14 protein-coding genes are annotated in these 15,278 nt (G+C 67.3%); 4 read left to right on the top strand and 10 right to left on the bottom strand.

Annotated elements, in window-relative coordinates:
- Window positions 1–16: 16 nt before the first annotated feature.
- Both ACZ9CK_RS19080 and ACZ9CK_RS19075 read right to left on the bottom strand, forming a co-directional pair.
- Complete coding sequence (locus ACZ9CK_RS19080; protein ID WP_476050792.1) at window positions 17–832, bottom strand: HAD family hydrolase; 816 nt, start codon at window positions 830–832, stop codon at window positions 17–19.
- A gap of 29 nt (window positions 833–861) precedes the next feature.
- A complete protein-coding gene (locus ACZ9CK_RS19075; RefSeq protein WP_476050791.1) occupies window positions 862–1,803 on the bottom strand; it encodes a carbohydrate kinase family protein in 942 nt (313 codons plus the stop codon).
- 209 nt (window positions 1,804–2,012) lie between these two features.
- On the opposite strand from ACZ9CK_RS19075, the gene ACZ9CK_RS19070 reads away from it, so the two are divergent.
- Entirely contained in the window at window positions 2,013–2,867 is an 855-nt protein-coding gene (locus ACZ9CK_RS19070; RefSeq protein WP_476050790.1) for a lipase family alpha/beta hydrolase, read from the top strand.
- A 26-nt stretch (window positions 2,868–2,893) separates the two neighbouring features.
- Here ACZ9CK_RS19070 and ACZ9CK_RS19065 read toward each other — a convergent pair whose 3' ends face one another.
- Window positions 2,894–3,715, bottom strand: a complete 822-nt coding sequence (locus ACZ9CK_RS19065) for an alpha/beta hydrolase (protein ID WP_426301337.1) — start codon at window positions 3,713–3,715, stop codon at window positions 2,894–2,896.
- A gap of 173 nt (window positions 3,716–3,888) precedes the next feature.
- On the opposite strand from ACZ9CK_RS19065, the gene ACZ9CK_RS19060 reads away from it, so the two are divergent.
- Complete coding sequence (locus ACZ9CK_RS19060; protein ID WP_426301335.1) at window positions 3,889–4,995, top strand: GTP pyrophosphokinase; 1,107 nt, start codon at window positions 3,889–3,891, stop codon at window positions 4,993–4,995.
- Between the two features lie 5 nt (window positions 4,996–5,000).
- Window positions 5,001–6,512, top strand: a complete 1,512-nt coding sequence (locus ACZ9CK_RS19055) for a SulP family inorganic anion transporter (protein WP_476050789.1) — start codon at window positions 5,001–5,003, stop codon at window positions 6,510–6,512.
- A gap of 32 nt (window positions 6,513–6,544) precedes the next feature.
- Here ACZ9CK_RS19055 and ACZ9CK_RS19050 read toward each other — a convergent pair whose 3' ends face one another.
- The 6 genes from ACZ9CK_RS19050 to ACZ9CK_RS19025 are packed head-to-tail and all read right to left on the bottom strand — an operon-like array spanning window position 6,545 to window position 12,824.
- Window positions 6,545–7,375, bottom strand: coding sequence for an ATP-binding cassette domain-containing protein (locus tag ACZ9CK_RS19050; protein WP_476050788.1), 831 nt, complete (start codon window positions 7,373–7,375; stop codon window positions 6,545–6,547).
- On the bottom strand, window positions 7,372–8,196 hold the full coding sequence (locus ACZ9CK_RS19045; protein ID WP_476050787.1) for an ABC transporter ATP-binding protein: 825 nt from the start codon (window positions 8,194–8,196) through the stop codon (window positions 7,372–7,374). The genes ACZ9CK_RS19050 and ACZ9CK_RS19045 overlap by 4 nt, the downstream gene beginning before the upstream one ends.
- Window positions 8,197–8,220: 24 nt before the next feature.
- The gene (locus ACZ9CK_RS19040) at window positions 8,221–9,105 is read right to left on the bottom strand and encodes an ABC transporter permease (protein ID WP_476050786.1); all 885 of its coding nucleotides are present in this window, start codon (window positions 9,103–9,105) and stop codon (window positions 8,221–8,223) included.
- Window positions 9,102–10,046, bottom strand: coding sequence for an ABC transporter permease (locus ACZ9CK_RS19035; protein ID WP_476050785.1), 945 nt, complete (start codon window positions 10,044–10,046; stop codon window positions 9,102–9,104). Before ACZ9CK_RS19035 ends, ACZ9CK_RS19040 begins: the two co-directional genes overlap by 4 nt.
- Window positions 10,047–10,055: 9 nt before the next feature.
- Window positions 10,056–11,687, bottom strand: a complete 1,632-nt coding sequence (locus ACZ9CK_RS19030) for an ABC transporter substrate-binding protein (RefSeq protein ID WP_476050784.1) — start codon at window positions 11,685–11,687, stop codon at window positions 10,056–10,058.
- A 39-nt stretch (window positions 11,688–11,726) separates the two neighbouring features.
- Entirely contained in the window at window positions 11,727–12,824 is a 1,098-nt protein-coding gene (locus ACZ9CK_RS19025) for an amidohydrolase family protein (protein ID WP_476050783.1), read from the bottom strand.
- 163 nt (window positions 12,825–12,987) lie between these two features.
- Between ACZ9CK_RS19025 and ACZ9CK_RS19020 the strand changes: the two genes are divergently transcribed.
- Window positions 12,988–13,674, top strand: coding sequence for a FadR/GntR family transcriptional regulator (locus tag ACZ9CK_RS19020; RefSeq protein ID WP_476050782.1), 687 nt, complete (start codon window positions 12,988–12,990; stop codon window positions 13,672–13,674).
- 86 nt (window positions 13,675–13,760) lie between these two features.
- Here ACZ9CK_RS19020 and ACZ9CK_RS19015 read toward each other — a convergent pair whose 3' ends face one another.
- Window positions 13,761–15,242: an aldehyde dehydrogenase (NADP(+)) gene (locus ACZ9CK_RS19015; RefSeq protein ID WP_476050781.1), complete on the bottom strand. Its 1,482-nt coding sequence runs from the start codon at window positions 15,240–15,242 to the stop codon at window positions 13,761–13,763.
- Between the last annotated feature and the right edge of the window lie 36 nt (window positions 15,243–15,278).

Here is a 15,278-nt window from a genome sequence, read left to right as displayed (position 1 = left end):
CGCCGTCTGCGCAGGCTCAGGCGCCCGGTTTCCGCTCCGCGAGACGGGCTTCGATCACCTGGGCCACGCCGTCGTCGTCGAAATGCGGGGCCTGGTAACCCGCCGCGGTGATCGCTTCCGGGTGCCCGCTGGCCATCGCGTACCCGTGGCCGGCCCAGCGCAGCATTTCGACGTCGTTGGGCATGTCCCCGAATGCCACGACGTCCGCGGCTTCGATCCCCCGGGAGGCGGCGTACTCGGCGAGGGTGACGGCCTTGTTGACGCCCGGCGCCGACATCTCAAGCAGCGCTGTGCGCGGCGCCGAGTGCGTGGTTTCCACCAAGTGCGCGACGATGGGCTGCACCTGCGCGAGAAAGGCGTCCGGGGTCCCGCTGCGGGTCACCGCCAGGAACTTCACGACGGCGTCCTCCGCCGTCAGCGTCTGGTGCAGCGGCGCCGGGGTGAACTCGGCGAGCAGTTCGCTGGTGGGGTTCTCGATGAAGCCGGGTTCGAGGTGGAAACCGGAAACGGTCTCGGCGGCGAACAAGGCGTCGGGGCACACATTCTTGATCAGGCGCCGGGCCTCGAGCACGGCGTCGAGCCCGATGGCCCGGGCGGAGAGAAGCTTGTCTTCGGCGAGGTCCCACAGCACGGCGCCGTTGGAGCAAATGACCGTGCCGCTGTGTCCGAGTTGTTCCCGGAGCGGGTAGAGCCAACGGGGCGGGCGTCCGGTTACGAAGACCACCTCGACGCCGGCATCGATGCAGGCGTGGAAGGCCCGGACGGTGCGGCTGCTGATCCGGCCGTCGTGGCCGAGGATGGTGCCGTCGATATCACTTGCTACAAGCCGCATCATGTCAGTCTACGGGCGGGGAAGGTGGCTCACTCCCGCGCGGTCAGCGCGTTCATCTCGGCGCGCGTGGGCGGGTTGGCCCCGGCGCGGGACACGGTGATCGCCGCGGCACTGACGGCGTGGGCCAGGAGCTCGCGCAGGATTTCGGCCGGCATGGCCCGCAGGTCTGCGCGGTTCTGTGCGCCGTCCAGGCCACGGTCCACGATGCCTGAGAGCAACGCGGCCATGAAGGAATCGCCGGCGCCCACGGTGTCCGCCACCGCCACCTTGGGCGCGCGAACCTCGGCTTCTCCGGCGGCCGTGACGCCCCAGGGACTGGCCGAACCGCGGGTGACCACCACCATGGCCGGGCCTTCGTGGCCGCCCAGGGAGAGCCAGCGGCGCGCGGATTCGCGCACGTCCACGCCCGGGTAAAGCCACTCGAGGTCCTCATCCGAAGCCTTCACGACGTCCGCCAGCGCCACGAAGCGCTCGGTCCGGGTCCGCGCAAAGTCCTTGTCCGTGATAATGCTGGGCCGGCAGTTCGGATCGAAGCTGATGGTGGCGTTCGGGTGGGCGTGCTCGACGGCGGCAAGCACCTCGGACGCGCCCGGCTCCAGCATGGTGGCGATGGAGCCGGTGTGCAGGAGCGAGGCGCCCTGCAGCATGAACGGCAGTCGCTCGGCCAGGCCGGGCAGCTCCCAGCTGAGGTCGAAGGTGTAGCTCGCGGCGCCGTCCTCGCCGACCACCGCGGTGGCCACGCTGCTGGGCTTGCCGTCAGGCGGGAACGGAACCATCACCGAGCTTGAGCGCAGGTGTGCCGCGATCGCATCACCGTAAGCGTCCTTGCCGAAGCGCCCGATGAACTGCACCGGGTGGCCCAGGCGGGCCAGTCCCACCGCGACATTCAGCGGGCTGCCGCCCACGTGAGCCTCCTCGCCCGAGGAGCGCCGGACGACGTCCACCAGGGCCTCACCAATCACTGTCAGCATGGGGAACACTCTGCCAGACCGGCCATGGTCGGGCCAGATCCGCCGTTCAGTTACCCGGCTCGCGCTGCCGGGGTCGCGAATGCACGTTTTCTCAAATGCTCCACACATAATTGCGACAACAAGTTACCGGCGGGTAATGTTTTGGACCCTGGGGGATGTGATGCGCATCACCGATGCGCGGAAAACTTCTCATTGATTGGAACTGCCATATGACAGTGCAAAAACGGTCCGTCCTGTCCGCCATTGCGATCCTTGCGTTTTCGCTTTTCACCGGAGCAGGCACCGCCTCGGCCAGCACCTTGGAAGTCTCCCCTCCGGGAGCCAACGACTGGGGCTGCAAGCCCGGCGCCGCGCATCCCTACCCGGTGATCTTGGTGCCGGGAACCTTCGAAAACATGGCAAAGAACTGGAGCACGCTGTCTCCGGTCCTGAAGTCCGAGGGCTACTGCGTGTTCGCCCTCAACTACGGCGAGTCCAACGGAATCGATGCCTCGGGCCCCATCGCCGACTCGGCCAGGGAGCTTGCTTCGTTTGTTGACGCCGTCCTCGCCGCAACCGGGTCACGTCAAGTGGACGTCGTGGGTCATAGCCAAGGCGGAATGATGCCGAGGTACTACATGGGCTTCCTGGGTGGCGCCAAGAAGGTCCACCACCTCGTGGGCATATCACCGTCGAACCACGGCACGACGGGCCTAATCCTCCCTCCGCCGGACGGGGCACCTTCGGAAATGCAACTTTTCGCACCCTTCTGCCAGGCATGCGTCGACCAGGAAGCAGGGTCGGCATTCCTGACCGGGCTCAACTCCATCGGCGACACCGTCAGAGGGCCCGCGTACACCGTTATTTCCACCATCCATGACGAGGTGGTGACGCCGTATCAAAGCCAGTTCCTGTCGGGCAGCGTCGCACAGGTCACCAACGTCACCATCCAGAACATGTGCCCCCTGGATCCGATCGAGCACGATCAAACCCCAAATGATCCGGTAGTGCACCAGTGGGTGCTGAATGCCCTGGCCCATCAGGACGGACCCGCCGATCCGGGTTTCCGCCCGGCCTGTCTCTAGGCGGTATTCAGCCTTGGGCGGCGGGGTCAGCTGAGCAGCCGCTGCACCAGTTCCCGGCACTTCTTGTAAGCCGCCGCGCGTGGATCGATGAGGTCGTAGTGGCTGCCCGGAACCTTCAGCAGCTGGGCCGCACCGCCGGCTGCGATCGAAGCATTGACGTAGCCTTCGGACAGGCTGGCCGGGACGTCCTCGTCCTCCATGGCATGCACGGCATACACGGGGATGCTGAGCGGTAGGCACCTCATGGGATCGGCGTAAATATGCCGTTTGGGGTATCTGACGGAATCGCCGCCCATGAGGTTGTCCACCGCGCCGTTGCTGAGGTTGAGGCGCTCGGCCTCGGCCAGGTTCAGCACCCCGGACTGGCTGACGACGCCGCTAAGCTGCACCGCGGCGTCGTCGCCGTTACGCACCAGCTGGCGGTCGGCGTCGGGGGTTCCGATTTTGTCCAGTTTCCGGCGCCCGGCCGCCCACACGGCGAGGTGCCCACCGGCCGAATGGCCCAGGGCCACCACCTTGCCGAGGTCCAGGCCGTGCTCGGGGGCCACGTCCTTGAGGTGGTCGATGCCGCTGAGCACGTCCTCGAAGGTGTGCGGCCAGCCGCCGCCGTTGCCTGCCCGCCGGTACTCGAGGTTCCAGGCGGCGATGCCGTGCGCGGCGAGGTCCCGGGCGAGCGGTTCCCCCAGCTCTGCGCCGTACTGCGACCGCCAGTAGCCGCCGTGGATCACCACGGCGACGCCATGGCATTTCACCGGACGGTCCCCGTTGGGGGTATGCGTGGGTTCCGGTAGGAATAGTTCGGCCCACTGGCTGGGGTGCTCGCCGTAGTGGTACTTCTGCCGCTTCACTGCGTGCCTCCTTTGCGGCTTCCCGTCAGTAAACCTTGCTCGGGTCCTTCAAAAAGCTGTGCTTCAAGAGCCTTCCAAGAGCCTACAGTGCATTTCCCGGCGGCAGCGGGAGCCGCCGCCGGGACGGGCCCGGGCCGGGTGCCGTGTCAGTGCCGCCCCGTAAGCTTGGGAGCATGGCAAGCAATTGGGAGAGGCTGGATCCCCAGCTGCGCGAATCGGTGCAGGCGAACGTGGAGATCTACGAACGGGTGCGCCCGGCGTTGAAACTCATCACCCGCGATGTGCTGCTCACGCTGCGGGACATCCTGAAGAACAGCGATTCCGTGCCCCTCTTCGTCACGGGACGCACCAAGACCGTGGACTCCTTCCGCGAAAAGATCTCCCGCACGGACGAACCCTTGGAGCCGGGCGGGCCGCGGCCGCTGAAGTTCCCGGATCCGTTCCGCACGCTCAATGACATGGTGGGCATCCGCGTCATCACCAAGCTCCCCGCGGAGAACGCTGCCGTGGCCAACCTCATCAAACGCCAGCGCCAGCTGTTCGACTGCCGCGGGGACCGCGAGAAGGACATCGGCTCCATCGAGTCCGGCACCTACGGCTACTCCAGCCGCCACCTGATCCTGCGCACCATCCAAAACGAGTCGGTGAAGGCCTACCAGCAGATCTTCAACCCGGAACTTCCGGCCAACGGCAGCTACTTCTTCGAGTGCCAGATCCGAACGGTGTTCGCGCACGCCTGGAGCGAGATCGAGCACGACATCCGCTTCAAGGCCGAAGACCCCCGGGCCTGGACCCCGCATTTCGACCGCCAGTTCACCGCCACCGCCGCCATGCTTGAAACCGTCGAAAGCGCCTTCGCGGACCTCAACGAGCGCTACGCCGAGGTCCGCGGCTACTGGGACCTGGAAGGCGAAGGATCCACCGCGCTCACGCCGAACCGCGTCCGGGACGTCTGGCGGACCCTCCTGCCGCACGTCGACCGCAAGGTCGATGACGACTGGGGCTGGGCCGCCGAACTCCTCGCGGCGCACGGGCTGAAGAAGACCGTGGAGCTGGCCGGGCTGCTGAGCGCCAACCGCATCACCGAGGTCCGCAAGGCCTTGGACCACCGCTACTCCCCCGGGCCGGACCGCCTGCTGGACGACCTCCTGCTCTGGGAGTACGGCACCGGACACATCGACCTCACCGCCGAGGCGGCCGACGTCGTCCCGCACCCGCGGCGGGACAGCCTCCAGCGGCGGCTCAGGCAGATCGAGCGCTACCGCCAGACTTCGAGTTAGGACCCATGACACCGCCAGGAACCGCGACCCCCGAACAACTGCAGTCCCTGCGCTTCACCCTCCGGTCCCCGCGCAGGCTCAAAACGGAGTCGCTGGCTGCCTTGGTTGTCGCCCTGGCCCTGATCCCGGAAGCCATCGCGTTCTCCGTGATTGCCGGCGTCGATCCCCGGATCGGGCTGTTCGCCTCCTTCACCATGGGCATCGTCACGGCGGTGGTCGGCGGCCGGCCGGCCATGATCTCCGCGGCCACCGGCGCCGTGGCGCTGGTGATCGCTCCGGTGATGAAGGAGCACGGACTCCAGTACCTGATCGCCACGATCATCATGGCCGGCGTCTTCCAGATCATCCTGGCGGTGCTCGGCGTCACCCGCTTGATGCGCTTTATTCCACGTTCGGTGATGATCGGTTTCGTTAACGCCCTGGCCATCCTCGTGTTCATGGCCCAGATGCCGGAGCTGCTCGGCGTGCCGTGGACGGTGTACCCGATAGTGGCCGTGGGCCTGCTGATCGTCTTCGCCCTGCCGAAAATTACGACGGCGGTGCCCGCGCCTTTGGTGGCGATCGTGCTGTTGACGCTGGCGACCGTGCTGGCGGGCATCAAGGTGCCCACCGTCAGCAGCAAGGGCGGGCTCCCGGACAGCCTGCCCGGCTTCTTCCTCCCGCAGGTGCCGCTGAACTGGGAGACCTTCAGCATCATCGCGCCGTATGCCCTGTCCATGGCACTGGTGGGCCTGCTGGAATCCCTCATGACCGCCAAGCTGGTGGATGACATCACGGACACCCGTTCCAACAAGACCCGCGTGTCCTGGGGCCAGGGCACGGCGAACATCGTCACCGGCTTCCTGGGTGGCCTGGGCGGTTGCGCCGTGATCGGCCAGACCATGATCAACGTCAAGGGCTCCGGTGCGCGAAGCCGTCTCTCCACTTTCCTGGCGGGCGCGTTCCTCCTGGCCCTGGTGGTGCTGTTGGGAGATGTGGTGGGCATGATCCCCATGGCGGCCCTGGTGGCGGTGATGATCTTCGTTTCGCTCATCACCTTCGACTGGCATTCGATCCGGCTGTCCACGTTGAAGCGGATGCCGAAATCCGAAACCGGGGTCATGCTGGTGACCGTCGCCGTGGTGGTGGCGACGCACAACCTGGCGATCGGCGTCGGCGTCGGGGTGCTCGCCGCGATGGTGCTGTTTGCCCGGCGGGTGGCCCACTTCGCCACCGTGGAACGGACGGAGCGGAAGCTCGACGGCGAAACCGTGGCCAAATACACGGTGAACGGCGAGCTCTTCTTCGCCTCCTCCAACGACCTCTACACCCAGTTCGACTACGCGAAGGATTCCCAGGACCGGATTGCGCGCGTGGTGATCGACCTGCACGCCTCGCATGTCTGGGACGCCTCCACGGTGGCTGTGCTCGACTCCATCACGGAGAAGTACCGCAGGCACGGCCGCGAGGTGGAGTTCATCGGCCTCAACGCGGCCAGCGCCGGCATGCGCGAGCGGCTGGCGGGGAACCTGGATTAGATCCACGCCGGCCGCTCGGTGCAGGCCGGCCGCTACGACGCGAGCCGCTCCCGGCGGACCGGTTTCCATCCCTGCCGGGGCACCGCGGCGCGCAGCGAACGCGTATAGGGATGCGTCGGGTTCGCGAGCAGCTCGGCCGTCCTGCCGGCGTCGACCACCTGCCCCTGTTCCATCACGATCATCCGCTCCGAAACCTGGTTGACCACCGCCAGGTCATGCGAAATGAACAGATAGCTCACCTCGCGCTGCGACCGGATGTCGCTGAGCAGGTTCAGGATCTGCGCCTGGATGGACACATCGAGCGCGGCCACGGCTTCGTCCAGGACGATCACCGCCGGGTCAGCCGCCAGCGCCCTGGCAATCGCCACGCGCTGCCGCTGCCCGCCCGAGAGCTGGTGCGGACGCTTCCCGAAGAACGGGGCTGCCAGGCCCACGCTGTCGAGGATGTCCTGGGCCTTCAGCTTCAGCTCCCGCTTTCCCGGATTGCCGCGCGCATGAAGGGCCAGGCTTGCCTGGATGGTGTCCCCGATGCTCTGCCGCGGGTTGAGGGACGAGTACGGGTCCTGGAAGACGTACTGCACCTCCCGTGCCCAGCGACGACGGTCGGCCAGGCTGCCCGCCCCCTTGCTCCGCGCTTCGCCGCGGACGCTGAGCTCGCCTCCCGTGACCGTTTCCAGACCCACGAGCATGCGCGCCACCGTGGTCTTCCCGGAACCGGACTCTCCCACGATCGCGAGGCACTCGTTCGGGAAGAGCTCGAAGGAAACGTCGTCGACGGCGACGATCGGCTCGCTCTTCATGCCCTTGGGCGCGGGGAATTCCTTCCTCAGGTTGCGGGCAACAACCAGTGCTTCGGTGTTCATGCTTCCGCCTTCAGTTCTTCGTGGATTTCCCGGTTGTAGCGCAGCACCGGCAGCCGGTCGAGCCGCTCGTCGATGCTCGGCCGGGCACCGAGCAGCTCGATCGTGTACGGATGACCGGGCGATTCGTACACGTGGGCACCCTGTTCCACGATTTCCCCGGCGTACATCACCGCAAGCCGGTCGCAGCACGCCGCCGCCAGCTCCAGGTCATGCGTGATGAACAGCAGGGACAGCCCTCGGGCGCGGCGCTGCTCGTCCAGGATCGCCATGACGTCGGATTGCGCGGTGACGTCCAGGGCGGTGGTGGGTTCGTCCGCAAGGATCAGGCGCGGTTCGGCGAGGAGCACACTGGCGATCATGACGCGCTGCAGCATGCCACCGGAGAGTTCGTGCGGGTACTGGGTGAGGCGGCGTTCGGGATACCTCACGCCCACCTCGTCCAGCAGGGCCACCGCCCGGTGTTCCACCTCGCCCCGGGACAGGCCGCGGTTGCGCACCAGTTCCTCGGTGAGGAAATCGCCCACGGTGTGCACCGGGTTCACGTGGGCCCGTGGGTCCTGGAAGATCATGCCGATATCCCTGGACCGGTAGCTGCGCAGCTCGGACGGCCCCATGGACAGCACGGGCGCGCCGTCGAAGGTGATCGACCCGGAAACCTCGAAGGCGGGGTCGAGCATCCGCGTGATGGCGCGGGTGGTCAGGGACTTTCCCGAGCCGGATTCGCCGACCAGGCCCAGCGCCTCGCCCTTGGCGATGCTGAAGCTGACGCCGTTGAGCAGCGCCTGGGACTGGTGGCGGGGAATGCAGGACGGCTCGGACATCGTCCAACGCCAGCAATGCTTCACTCATCGCATGCTCCTCGCGGTGGTGGTCAGGCGGTCACCGATGACGGTCACGCACCAGACGATCAGGATGATCAGGGCGCCGGCTGCAATCGCCTCGGCCGGGTGGCCGCGCAGCACGGAATCGAAGCCGCTCTTGACCATGAGGCCCAGGTCGGCGGTGGGTGGCTGCACGCCCAGGCCAAGGAACGACACCGCTGCCAGGTCGATCACCGCGAAGCCCAGGGAGGAAATCGCCTGGGCGATCACGATCCCCTGCACGTTGGGAAGGATCTGCGTTAACGTGATGCCGGCGCCGGAGTGGCCCTGCAGCCAGGCCGCGGACACGTAGGGCAGGTTCCGTTCCCTTAAGCCCGCGCCGCGCACCACCCGGGCAACGTAGGGGACGTAGGCGACTGCCAGGCCGGCAACCACCGTCAACAGGCTCGGACCCCAGATGGCCACCGAAATCAGGGCGAAGACGATCCCCGGAACCGCGAAAAGGATGTCCAGCACCCAGCTGATGGCGGTATCCACCCGGCCGCCGCACCAGGACGCCACGAGGGCGAGCACGGTTCCCACCACGGTCGAGAGCAGGATCACCAGGCCGGGTCCGGCCAGGGTGATCCGGGCACCCCACATCAGGCGGGAGAGGATGTCCCGGCCCAGGGCGTCGGTACCCAAGGGGTGGTCCGCCGTCGGGCCGCTCAACGCCGCCAACAGGTCCGGAAAGTCAGGGTCGTAGGGCGCCAGCATCGGCGCGAGCGCAGCAGACAGCGCGACGAGCAGCAGGACTGCTGCCGCGGCCGTACCTAGCAGGCCGAGCCGCTCGTAGCCCCTGTGCAGGAAACCCGGTTGCCGGACGGCAACGGCCGTTCCCTTCACGGTCTTCTCCATACTGATTGTCATTGCCGGCTCCCCAGGGCGATTCGCGGGTCGATGACGGTGTACAGGAAGTCGACGACGGCGTTCACCACGACGAACGCCACGACGAGCACCAGGATCACCGCCTGCACAACGGAGAAGTCGCGCTGCAGGATCGCGCGGACCAGCAGGGAACCCAGGCCGTCAAGGGCGAAGACGTTCTCCACCACCACGGCGCCCGCGATGAGCGTTGCCACCGTGAGCCCCATGACAGTGGTGATGGGGATGAGCGCGTTGCGCAGGACGTGCCTGCGGACAATGACGTTCGAGGCAAGGCCCCGGACCACGGCGGTCTGCACATGCTCCCGGGTCCGTTCTTCGTTGACGGCGGCCTTGGTGATCCTGGCCAGGTAGGCTGCGCTGGCCACTGCAAGCGCGATGGCCGGCAGGGTGAGGTGGACCAGGGTGTCGAATCCGCCGGAGCCGACGCCGAAGGTCGGGAACCAGCCGAGCCCGACCGCGAAGATGCTGATCAGCGCGACGCCGATGACGAACACCGGGGTGGACAGCCCGACCGCCGCGATCGTGGAAATCACCGTGTCCACCCAGCGGCTCTTGAGCGCGGCGAGCAGGCCGGAGCTGACGCCGACCACCGCGATCAGGACCGCGGACAACGAGACCAGCGCCGCGGTGGTACCGATCCGGCCGGACATCAGCGCGGTGACGTCCTGCCGGTAGACGATCGACCGGCCGAGATTGCCCTGGAAGATGTCGCCCAGCCAGCGGAAGTACCGCACAAGGAACGGGTCATCAAAGTGGTATTGGGCGGTGACGGCGGCGACCTGTTCAGGCGTGCCGCCGCGGGGGCCAAGGACGAATGCCAGCGGGCTTCCCGGTGCCAGATACATCATCCCGAAGACGATGAACGAGGTCACCAGGAGGACCAGCAGCAAGCCCCCCAGCCTCCGGAGAAGGAAGGAACCCATGGACACCAGCTATTTCACCCCGCCGATGGTCGCGGCCCACGGGTAGTACAGGTAGGAAAACGACGCCGTCGCACCGGAGATGCGCTTGTTCTGCACCACGGTGTTGGGCTCATAGGCCAGCGGGATGCGCGGGTTGGCCTCGGTGACCATCTTCTGCGCCTCGATGAGGAGCTGGGCGCGTTCCTTCGTGTCCTTGGCCGAGACCGCCTTGTTCAGGACATCGCTTGCGTCGTTCCAGTTGATGTAGTTGCTGTTACCCCCGGCACGGAAGATCTGGTAGACGTCCAGCGGGTCGGCGAAGTTGCCGTAGTAGGTGGTGAAGAAGCCGTCGATTCCCTTGCGGGCGGCGGGGTCGAAGTACAGGTTGCCGAACTGCTCGACCGGGATCACCTTGGTCTCCACCTTCAGGCCCAGGGCGGCTCCTGCCGCCTGGAAGAGGTTGGCGGTCTGTTCGTGGACCGCCGAGCTGCCCTGCACGCCGAGGACGATGGTGCCTTCCTGCGGCCCGACCTCGGCGAGGAGCTGCTTGGCCCTTTCGATGTTCGGCGCGGTCGAGAATCCGGCGTGGGCCTTCGCGAAAGCATCCTTCTCATAGCCCCAGTAGTCCGGGCCCACCAGGGTCGGGGCCGGGATGGCGGCATCCTGGAACACCACCTTGGCCAGGGCGTTGCGGTCGATCGCCAGGGACAGGGCCTCACGGACCTTCGGGTTGGCGAACGGGCCGGATTCGCTGGTGGCCGCCAGGGTCCAGAACACGAGCGACTTGCCGTGCGTCAGGGTGACCTTGTCGCTCTGTTCGAGCTGCGAGATGCCGGCCGGGGGCAGGTAGAAATACTGCCCGTCGATGTCGCCGCTGCGCAGCGCGTTCACGGCGGTCGATTCGTCCGCGATGAAGCTGAAACTGAGGTTCTTGACGAGCGGAACCAGCTTGCTGTCCCAGTACTTCGGGTTCTTGTTCAGCTCGATGCTCTTGCCGGGCGTCCACTTGGCCAGGGAGAAGGGCCCGGTGCACTGCAGCTTGCCCTCGGGCGTGCCGAAGGCTTTCCCTGAAGCTTCTGCCGCCTTCTTCTGGACGATTGCCCCGGCAGCCATCGCCATCCCCTGTTCGAAGAGGACGTCCGGCTTGCTCAGCTTTACGGTCACCTCGCGTTCGCCCGTCACCGCGACGGACTTCACGTTCCGGAAGTAGTCGCTGAAGTAGGCCACGGCGTCGCCGGTCTGGCGGCTGAGCGAGAACGCGACGTCGTCGGCCGTCAGCGGGCTGCCGTCCCAGAAGGTGACTCCGGTGCGGATCCTGTACACCAGGGTGGTGGCGTCCGGGGACTTGACACTCTCGGCGAGGCCGGGCTCGATCGCGAGATTGGGAGTAAGGCGCATGAGGCTTTCGCAAAGGTTCGCGGTGACCGTGTTCTCGGCGTAGTTGTAGCCGATCATGGGGTCGAGCGAGAGCGGCTCGTAGGGCAGGTTCCAGGCCACGTGGTCCACGGCTTCGGTGCCGCGCGGCGTGGTGGTGGCGAGGTTGGACAGGTCCGGGGCGGGCTTGGCGGCGTCGGGTTTGTTGTTCGGCCCGGCGCACGCCGAGAGTGCAAGCGCGGCGGCAGCGAGGACGGCGGCGCTGGTAACGATCTTTCGGGAAGACAAGACGAGAACTCCTTTGTTGACGTGTTGTTGGGGAAAGGTTCAGGACAGCGGCAGCAATGCCTCCGCGGCTACGGGGTTTGTTTCGATCTGCCGCCCGGAGCGGAAGACCCGGAGCGGTGCGGGGCGGTCGGCCACGAGTTGGGCCAGGGATTCCGCCCGGAATTCCAGCCGGGTGGGTGAGTCCGGACCGGGCCAGTGGGCAAGGTCTTCGACGCCGAGCATGCGCCCGCCTTCGGTGGAGGCCAGGGCGTAGCAGCGCTCGAGTTCGGCGTCGGTCACCGCGCCCGTCCGGTAGGCAAGCAGGTGGGCCCGGTCCACCATGCTGCCGGTGCCGAAGGGCGTCCAGGCATCCCGGACTCCGTCGGAACCCACGGCCAGCTGCACCCCGTGGGAGGCAAGCAGACCGATGTCCGGAACCGGGTCGGAGCCCAGCGCGCAGGTGCTGATCCAGATCCCGGCGTCGGCCACCTGGTCCAGGGTCCTGCGCAGCGTCGGCGCGGACTCGTCCGCGAGGGCGAAGGCGTGGCTGACGGTGACCCTGCCGCGCATTCCGGCGGCGACCGTGCGGGCGGCAATCTCACGGATCTGCGCCAGCCCGGGCTCGCCGCGGTCGTGAAGGTGGATGTCGAGGTCCCGTCCGGCACGCCCGGCGAGGCCGAACACGGCGTCGAGGTGGCCGCCCAGGTCGCCTTCGAGGCCTACGGGGTCGATGCCGCCCACCACGTCCGCACCGGAGTCCAGGGCCGCCGCCATCACGTCCAGGGTGCCGGGGTTGCCGAGCAGGCCGAATTGCGGAAAGGCCACGATCTGGACCATGAGTTCGGGAATCCGCTCGGCTGCGGCCCGCACTCCCTCGACGTTCGCCGTGCCGAGTTCGCTGGAGACATCGACTTGTGCCCGCATGGCAAGCGTGCCGTTGGCAAGCGCCGTGCGCAGCAGCCCGTACGCACGCTCCTCCACGCTGCGGGTGTAGCTCCGCTGTGTCGCAAGATCGTTGGCGATGAAGTCCCGCAGCTCAAAGGCGTCCTGGCGCGACAGCCACGGCCCGCCCCAGCTGGACTTGTCCGGATGGATGTGGGCATCGACCAGGGCCGGTGCCGCGAAGGTTGAAGCGTCTGCTTCGGTAGTGCCGCTCATAAATGGTGAACTCCCTTGTTCATCAAAAGCTGTTCATCGAAAACCGTTTATCGAAAACCGCAGGGTCCCGCATCTTGCGCCAAAGCGCAGCCCGCGAGAACATAGGTCAGATGGTATGACGTCTGATCGTAAGAGGTCAATGGGGTATGGAAACATTGGAACCGTGAAGCCAATCCAGCGAATTTCACTTGTCGACACGATCGTCGACCGGCTGCAGTCCGAGATCAGCTCCGGAAACTGGCCCGTGGGTACACGGATCCCGGCGGAGAGCGAGCTGACCAAGATGCTCGGCGTGAGCCGGCCCTCGCTGCGCGAGGCGGTCCGCTCGATCGTCCAGCTTGGCCTGCTCGAAATCCGGCAGGGTGATGGCACCTATGTGGTGGCGAGTGATCCGAGTGAGGTGGCTCTTCGCCGCATGCTCAACGAGGCGGACACGCGCGAGGTGCTAAGTGTGCGCCGGGCCCTTGACGGCCTGGCGGCGCGCGATGCCGCCCTGAACCGCACCGACGCCGAGGTGGCGGTCCTCGAAGGCCACCTGCAAAAGCGCCGGGAGGCCGTCACCCGGGAGGACCTGCAGGCGTTCGTGGACCACGACGTCGCCTTCCATATCGGCATCGCCACGGCCTCGCACAACCGCCTGCTCGCCGGGATCTACGCCAGTTTCGACACTTCGCTGAGGCTGTCCGTGGGCCCCAATTCCTGCATGTCGGACAACACCGATGAAGTATTGGATGACCTGCATGCGAGGCTGATGCTTGCCATCAAGGAGCGCGACGCGGTGGGCGCTGCGGCGGCCGCTCTGGGCCTGCTGGACCGCAGCGAAGCCATGCCGGACACACCCCGCGACTGAGGGACAAGCGCGCTGAAACGCAGCATGGGCCGGCACCGCGTCTTGCGGTGTCGGCCCATGCTTTCCCCATTTCCGTCCGTTGATGCCTAGCCTTCCCGGCGGCCGTCCACGAGGCGCGGCACGCCGAGCGGGTTGTCCTCGCGTACGGCCTCGGGCAGCAGGTGCTGAGGGAAGCCCTGGTACGCCACGGGGCGCAGGAAGCGCTCGATCGCGGCGGTGCCCACGGACGTGCTGCCGGCCGCCGTCGTCGCTGGGTACGGTCCGCCGTGCTGCTGTGCGTAGGTGACCGAGACACCGGTGGGCCACTGGTTCCACAGCACGCGCCCGGCCTTGCGGGCCAGCACCTCGACGAGCCCGGCCACCTGGCAAGTGTCGGTGCCGTGGATGGTGGCGGTCAGCTGTCCCTCGAAAGTCTCGGCGATCTCCGGGAGCCGGGACTCGTCGTCGTATGCCACCACGACGGCGGTGGGACCGAAGCACTCGGCCTGAAGCGCGTGCGGTTCGGCGAGCATGTCCGCGGCGGTGGTGAGCAGCAGGGTCGGGGCCGGCGGGTCGGCCAGCGGCTCTTCGCCCTGGGCCAGGACCTCGAGGCGCGGGTTGGCCTGCAGGGTTTCCAGGACTTCGGCGTAGCCGGACTGGATGCGGCTGTTCAGCAGCGGAGCGGCGGCGGGCAGGGCGGCCTCGCGGAGGGCCTCGACCATCCCGGAGGATGCGGGCACGAACAGCGTGCCGGGCTTGGTGCAGAACTGGCCGGCGCCCATGGTGAAGGAACCCACGAAAGCCTCGGCGATCTCCGCGCCGCGTTCTGCTGCCGCGGCTTCAGTGACGAAGACGGGGTTGTTGCTGCCCAGTTCGCCGTAGAACGGGATCGGTTCGGGGCGGGAACTGGCGATGTCGAACAGGGCGCGGCCGCCCGGGATGGAGCCGGTGAAGGCACCCGCCTTGATGCGCGGGTCCTTCAGCGCAGCGGCTCCGGCGGCGGTTCCGGTGATCAGCGCGAAGCTGCCTTCCGGCGCCCCGACGGCGGCAAGCGCGGAAACCACGACGGCGGCCGTCGCCTTGGACAGTTCCGGGTGGCCGGAGTGGGCTTTGAGGATCACGGGGTTGCCCGCAGCGAGCGCGGAGGCGGTGTCGCCGCCTGCGACGGAGAAGGCGAAGGGGAAGTTGCTCGCGGCGAAAACCACCACCGGGCCGACGGGAACCTTCAGGCGGCGCAGCTCGGGCCGTGGCGCGCCCATGGGCCAGTCGGCGTCGGCGTGGTCGATCCGGGCGTCGAGGTAGCCGCCGTCGCGCAACAGTTCGCCGAAGATCCGCAGCTGGAAGGTGGTGCGCTTCAGCTCGCCGCGCAGCCGGGCCTCGGCAAGCCGGGTTTCCTGCTCCGCCAGCGGAACCAGCTCCTCCGCGGCGGCATCCAGGGCGTCGGCGACGGCGTCCAGCAGGGCGGCGCGTTCCGCGGGGCGGAGCGCAGCCAGGGGCGCCGCGGCGGCATGGGCGGCGGCGAGGTGGTTTTCGAGTTCGGTATCAGTTGTTGCGGCGGCGGTGCCGGCGTTGTGGGTGATCGCGGTCATCGCGGTCTCCTTCCGTTGAGGTCTTGGGTTCTAAGG

The organism is Arthrobacter sp. TE26545 (genome assembly GCF_056279005.1).
The sequence above is the reverse complement of the archived record's forward strand: the minus strand, read 5'-3'. Positions and strand labels throughout refer to the sequence as shown.